This window comes from Bacillus sp. 005/A4HT-01/001 (assembly GCF_004634445.1).
GTDB lineage: Bacteria > Bacillota > Bacilli > Bacillales > Bacillaceae > Bacillus > Bacillus altitudinis.
On record NZ_SEIZ01000004.1, the window covers coordinates 394,616 to 401,039 of the forward strand.

The 6,424-nt window shown below is 41.5% G+C and carries 5 protein-coding genes, 2 tRNA genes and 1 rRNA gene; 1 reads left to right on the plus strand and 7 read right to left on the minus strand.

The genetic code is table 11. The features are described from left to right. Positions 1-31: 31 nt before the first annotated feature. On the plus strand, positions 32-1,240 hold the full coding sequence (locus ES896_RS14635; protein ID WP_427214959.1) for an exo-beta-N-acetylmuramidase NamZ family protein: 1,209 nt from the start codon (positions 32-34) through the stop codon (positions 1,238-1,240). Positions 1,241-1,278: 38 nt separating this feature from the next. Here the strand turns inward: ES896_RS14635 and ES896_RS14640 are convergent, their stop codons facing one another. The 7 genes from ES896_RS14640 to rrf all read right to left on the minus strand — a co-directional run bounded on the left by ES896_RS14640 (position 1,279) and on the right by rrf (position 6,300). Next, a complete protein-coding gene (locus ES896_RS14640; RefSeq protein ID WP_056703690.1) occupies positions 1,279-2,244 on the minus strand; it encodes a bile acid:sodium symporter family protein in 966 nt (321 codons plus the stop codon). 61 nt (positions 2,245-2,305) lie between these two features. Continuing rightward, a complete protein-coding gene (locus ES896_RS14645; RefSeq protein ID WP_056703684.1) occupies positions 2,306-3,745 on the minus strand; it encodes a SulP family inorganic anion transporter in 1,440 nt (479 codons plus the stop codon). A gap of 337 nt (positions 3,746-4,082) precedes the next feature. Continuing rightward, positions 4,083-5,048: a flagellin Hag gene (gene hag, locus ES896_RS14650; RefSeq protein ID WP_017358869.1), complete on the minus strand. Its 966-nt coding sequence runs from the start codon at positions 5,046-5,048 to the stop codon at positions 4,083-4,085. A gap of 49 nt (positions 5,049-5,097) precedes the next feature. Continuing rightward, positions 5,098-5,220: a hypothetical protein gene (locus ES896_RS20425; RefSeq protein ID WP_017358868.1), complete on the minus strand. Its 123-nt coding sequence runs from the start codon at positions 5,218-5,220 to the stop codon at positions 5,098-5,100. Positions 5,221-5,992: 772 nt separating this feature from the next. Continuing rightward, a tRNA-Thr gene (locus tag ES896_RS14655) sits at positions 5,993-6,065 on the minus strand. A 1-nt stretch (position 6,066) separates the two neighbouring features. After that, positions 6,067-6,141: transfer RNA gene (locus tag ES896_RS14660), tRNA-Asn, on the minus strand. Between the two features lie 43 nt (positions 6,142-6,184). Beyond that, positions 6,185-6,300: ribosomal RNA gene (rrf, locus tag ES896_RS14665) — 5S ribosomal RNA — on the minus strand. Positions 6,301-6,424 lie beyond the last annotated feature (124 nt).

Genomic DNA, 6,424 nt, shown 5'->3' on the forward strand with positions numbered 1-6,424 from the left:
GACAGCAAGCTTGATACTCGCTAGCATTCTCATGATCAGCACATTGACCGCCGCCTCCCCCGCAGATTCAGAACGAACAGATACAAAAGGAAAAAAAGCAACAGTCAAAACAGGTATCGAAACATTACTCTCAAGTAACCTCTCTTGGCTTAAAGGGAAAAAAGTAGGGCTTATTACGAATCCTACAGGCATTGATGCAAACATGAAAAGCAGTGTCGATCTGCTATTTGAACACCCCAATATTAAACTGACTGCCTTGTATGGGCCTGAACATGGCGTGCGCGGTGATGCACAAGCAGGAGAAGGCGTCGAATCGTATACTGACGAAAAAACAGGCCTGCCTGTTTACTCTCTTTATGGAAAAACAAGAAAGCCAACTCCTGAAATGCTCAAAAATGTAGATGTCCTGCTATTTGATATTCAAGACGTTGGTGCTCGTTATTACACCTATATTTACACGATGGCGTATGCAATGGAAGCAGCTAAGGAAAACAACATTCCATTTGTTGTCTTAGATCGTCCAAACCCAATAGGCGGGCTAAAAGTAGAAGGACCCGTATTAGAGCCAGAACACGCCTCTTTTGTAGGTCTCTATCCCATCCCATTAAGACATGGGATGACAACTGGAGAACTTGCATACATGTTTAACAAAGAGTTTCATATCAACGCTGATGTAAAAGTGATCAAAATGAAACATTGGAAACGATCCATGACGTTCGATGACACGAAGCTGCCGTTCGTCCTCCCTTCACCTAACATGCCGACCGTTGACAGTACCTTTGTTTACCCAGCAACAGGATTAATCGAAGGCACAAACGTTTCTGAAGGCAGAGGAACGACAAAACCGTTCGAACTCATTGGCGCTCCATATATCAATAGCAATGAGCTAGCAGATCATTTAAATGGGTTAAAACTAAAAGGCGTTCAATTTAGACCTGTCTCATTTACCCCTACCTTTTCAAAACATGCCGGGACTTTGTCTCACGGGGTACAGCTTTATGTCACAGACCGAAAATCATTCGAAGCAGTCAAAACAGGTCTATCCATCATCAAAGCAATACATGACTTGTATCCTAATGACTTTCAATTCCTACAAACAGGCAGCTTTGATAAACTCATCGGGAATAGCTGGATCAAAGAAGAAATCAATAAAGGCACTTCCATCAAACACATCATGAAACAATACCACCATGATCTAAAGACATTCGAAAAGAAACGGAAGAAATACCTCATCTATTAATCGCAAAAAAGCCTCCACCTTAAAGGTTGGAGGTTTTTTCATGATAAAGACTTAGTCACAGCAGGTACTTTCAGCTCGAAACGATGAAGTAAAAAGCCAAACAAGGCTGCAAGCACTTGCTGAAACAGCATGCCAATCACGACAGGAACAGCAACAGCAGGCGGGAAAAAGCTAATGGCAAGCACAGCACCCGCGCTAATGTTCCGCATACCGCCCGTATACACAATCGCCACAATTTCTCCTTGGGTACATTTCATCGCCTTTCCAATCAACCACGCAAAAGCATACCCACTCATTGCAATGAAAAAGACAGTCGCTGCTTTGCTAAAAAATGCAGCATCCAGTTCACGCAAATATGGGGCGACAACAGAACTGTTAATCGATACGACAACAAACAAGCCTAATTTTGAAAAAGGAGCCAAGGTCTGACTCATTGCTTTTGTCACCGATGGCTTTGCATACTGACGAACGAGCATCCCTAAAATAGAGGGCAACACCACCATACCGAATAGTCCTTTCATGATCGCCACCATGTCCATATGGACCTGTGTACCAACGAAGATTGACAAGCTTACTGGCACAATCAATGGCGAAAGCAATGTATCAATTAATATGATAGATAACGTTAACCCCACATTCCCTTTATACATTGCCGCCCATATTAAACTAGACACACCTGTCGGAATCACCATCGCAAGCGTCAAACCGGTGATCGTCATAGCATCACCTGCAAATATCAAATGCCCCGCCGACCATGCATAAAGGGGCATCAGCACATGCAAAATCATAAACGATAAAATCAAAGGCAATGGATGCATCACCGTATGTTTTAAAGCTGAAAAAGTAGATGACAAGCTCCCTGAAAATGTCATCACAGCAAACACCCAAGGCACCAAAAAGGTGAAATCTTTTAAATACGCCGCCAATAATACACCAAGTAGCACGCTGACAGGCGTAATGAGCGGCATCATCCGGCCGAGCACCTGATTCAAACGGACAAGCATGCCGGCCACCTCCATCCTTCACTTTCTTCCTTGTTCTATTGTAACAAACAGAACAGTCTCTTTAAGATCCGATCACTTGTTTCATAAGTTTTTGACTAGACGTATCCATTCCAACTACGTCCACTTCTACACCAGCTGTACGATATTTTCCCTTCACACGTTCAATTGCGGCCACACCTGATTCGTCCCATATACGCGCTTCAGACAAATCAATCACAACCGTGTTCAGGTCGTTTCCATGATGGAAGGCTTGAATCAATTCAGTCACGGAAGCAAAGAAAATTTGACCCTTAATTCGGTAAACCCATGTACCAGCTTGGCTTTCTGTAGAGGTAATATGCAGTTTTGATATTTTAGCCACAAAGAATACGGCACTAAGCAGCACCCCTGCAAAAACACCCTTGGATAAATCATGAGTGAACACCACCGTCACGACCGTGACAAGCATCACAAGAGAATCTGTTTTTGGGTTCTTTTTCAGCTGCTGGAATGAACTCCAATCAAAGGTACCAATAGAAACCATGATCATGACAGCCACAAGAGCAGCCATTGGAATTTGAACAACCACATCACCAAGCACAAAAATCAATACCATTAAAAATGCACCAGCCACAAAGGTAGAAAGCCGGCCTCGTCCCCCTGCCTTTGTATTAATCACAGATTGACCAATCATCGCACAGCCAGCCATACCGCCAAAAAATCCTGCCACCACATTGGCAATTCCTTGGCCTCTCGCTTCCTTATTTTTACGACTAGACGTTTCCGTCATATCATCTACAATTTGTGCTGTTAATAAAGATTCAAGTAAACCAACCATCGCAAGTGCTAAGGAATAAGGAAAAATGATAGCAAGTGTTTCCCAGCTAAACGGTACATTGGGAATAAGAAAAGTTGGCAAAGAGCTAGGAAGCTCTCCCATGTCTCCAACCGTTCTGACATCAATATGCCCAAATACAGCAATCATCGTCATCACAATAATTGCAATAAGTGGAGAGGGAATAACTTTTGTGACCATCGGCAATACATAAATGATCAACAATGCTCCACCTGTCATGACATACATAGCCATGGATTCCCCAACGAAATGCGGCAGCTGTGCCATGAAGATCATAATTGCCAATGCATTAACAAAACCAACCATCACAGACCTCGGAATAAATTTCATCAGACGAGAAACACGACACATTCCAAACACAATTTGAATCAGGCCTGTTAAAATCGTAGCCGCAAACAAGTACTGCAATCCATGATCGGCTACCAAATTAACCATAACCAGAGCCATAGCCCCTGTAGCGGCCGAAATCATACCTGGCCGTCCACCAACAAACGAAATGACAATGGCAATACAAAACGAAGCATACAACCCAATCTTTGGATCAACGCCCGCAATAATCGAAAACGCAATCGCCTCAGGAATTAAAGCCAGAGCCACTAAAATACCCGCCAGCACATCCTGACGCACATATCCAAACCATTCTTGCTTTACAAATAAATCTTTCAAACCATCTACTCCTTTTTATATACATACCGTACAAGGAAAAAGAAGGCGAATAAAACCCGGAGATACAGAAAGGAACAAACAATAACCATTCAATTTCGGGGAAAAAGAGGAACGTACAGAGTCTTTTGTTAGAGAGGATTATCTTCACTTTAGTAAGAATATAAGAAAGGAACTAAGGAATCAAGCACAAAAAGAAGGAATGTATAGAAAATTGATACAAGGCTTACTTACCAATCGATTTATTCCATTCATGAGTCTATTGTCTATTTGTCACTGAGCATGTCCAACATTTAAAACAAACAACAAAAGCCCCTATATAAAAGGGGCTTTTGGTTGATTAACGTAATAATTGAAGTACATTTTGCGGCTGTTGATTCGCTTGTGCAAGCATAGCTTGAGACGCTTGAGAAAGAATGTTGTTCTTTGTGAACTCACTCATTTCTTTCGCCATGTCAACGTCACGAATACGAGACTCAGCAGCAGTTAAGTTTTCAGCAGATGCACCCAAGTTGTTAATCGTGTGCTCTAGACGGTTTTGTACTGCACCAAGTTTTCCACGTTGAGCAGATACTTGGTTAATAGCTGCATCAACAATACTTAGTTGAGTATCAAAACCAACATCAGTAGCATCTGCTGCATTATCAGCAAACTTTCTTACATCGATGTCTTTAATCGCTTGATTCGCTACAATTCCATTAGCACCTTTCACTCCCAATGCATCTGTACTCATTTTATCAATATGAACTGAGATTTGTTGAGTTGCATTAGCACCGATTTGGAACACTAAAGCATTACCACTTGCTGGAACTGCAGGTGTACCTGTATCTGGATCATCTGGATCTGTCGGCGGAATTGCTGGTGTTCCTGGGGTTCCTTTAAACGAACCATCTAATAATTTTTTACCGTTAAACTCTGTACGATTTGAAATTCCATCTACTTCTTCTTGTAAAGCTTTAATTTCATCTTGGATAGATTGAAGGTCAGACTCTTTATCCTGTGTACCAGTATTTCCAGCTTGAACGACTAGTTCACGAACACGTTGAAGGATTGAGTGAGTTTCAGTCAATGCCCCCTCAGCTGTTTGGATAAGAGAGATACCGTCCTGTGCGTTTTTTGAAGCCATTTCTAATCCGCGGATTTGTCCACGCATTTTTTCAGAGATTGCAAGACCTGCTGCGTCATCTCCTGCACGGTTGATTTTAAGACCAGAAGAAAGCTTCTCCATGTTCTTTTGGCTCGCACCGTTGTTAGCAGATAAACGGTTCAGTGTGTTAAGTGCCGCGATATTGTGGTTAATTCTCATTTCCTATTACCTCCATGTAATTTTTTTCGAGCTTGTCTACAAAGTCCATTTAGATGAGAAGCTCTTCCTTAGAATTTCCGATTTCTAAGGCATGTGTACAGTAATAATGCAGATCACCTTTTGGCTCTCTAACTTTACTACTATCTGCAACACCAGTTATGGCAATAATCATGAAAACTCCTTCTATTAATACTCACCATAACAATGAGTAGCGTGTTACCTACTATAGACAGACCTACCACATATTTTAGTTTGTGGAAATTGTTTATTTCACAAATTCGACACATTTAAAATGCATAAAAGGAAGATGAAATTCTATCAACTACATTTTCAGGAGGAGAAACATAATTAGTGTAAAATTGTGTGGAAACAATACTTTTTCATATACCTAGAATCACTCGATAAAGTAACAGAGAAAAGAAAAAGGATTTTGAGATAAGGATTCACTTCAAAAAAAGAACGTTGAAAAATAACATCAAAAAAGCCCCTGTTCTCTATGATCAGAGGCTTTACCTTTTTCACTTTTTCAATGCTTTTTGAAGAGCTGCTTTTATCTTCGAACCGTTCCATCTTTTATGTGGCACAACGTTGACCAATGGAATGCCTTGCTCTGTCATCAACTAGACGAATTAGCATTGTACGTTCTCAACTACCTTTTTATATTTAAATAAATAGTGGGAGCGATTCGCAAAAAAGCACGATATAAGAAAATTCATTTGCATGATATGCGTCACACTCATGCTACTATGCTAATAAATCAAATCGGCAAAATATCTGGGTTTAATATCAAATCTGTCTATCATCGTTTAGGTTATGCAGAAGCTATATCAAACTTATTGCAAATTCGATAATGCGTCCCCATTGCGTCCCCCAGCAATTAAAAAAGACATAAAAAAAAGCCTTCTCATCATCGAGAAACCTTGTCATATCAACATATAGAGGAAAGCTTCCAAGCGGGCTCGAACCGCTGACCTCTTCCTTACCATGGAAGTGCTCTACCTACTGAGCTATGGAAGCATGGCTCCGCAGGTAGGACTCGAACCTACGACCGATCGGTTAACAGCCGATAGCTCTACCACTGAGCTACTGCGGAATGGATAAAGTAACTTCTTCCATTGGAAGGATATAAACAAAAAGCTTGGCGGCGTCCTACTCTCACAGGGGGAAACCCCCAACTACCATCGGCGCTGAAGAGCTTAACTTCCGTGTTCGGTATGGGAACGGGTGTGACCTCTTCGCTATCGCCACCAAACCTGATGGAGAGAATGTTCTCTCAAAACTAGATAACAATGTTCATTTTTCACATTAGAATATAGGTTAAGTCCTCGATCTATTAGTATCTGTCAGCTCCACGTGTCACCACGCTTCCACCTCAG

Excerpts from the sequence above, each read along its gene's own strand:
- ES896_RS14640 (WP_056703690.1), bottom strand. The coding sequence starts at position 2,244 with ATGCTTGTCCGTTTGAATCAGGTGCTCGGCCGGATGATGCCGCTCATT.
- hag (WP_017358869.1), bottom strand. The coding sequence starts at position 5,048 with ATGAGAATTAACCACAATATCGCGGCACTTAACACACTGAACCGTTTA.
- ES896_RS20425 (WP_017358868.1), bottom strand. The coding sequence starts at position 5,220 with ATGATTATTGCCATAACTGGTGTTGCAGATAGTAGTAAAGTTAGAGAG.
- ES896_RS14635 (WP_427214959.1), top strand. The coding sequence starts at position 32 with ATGATCAGCACATTGACCGCCGCCTCCCCCGCAGATTCAGAACGAACA.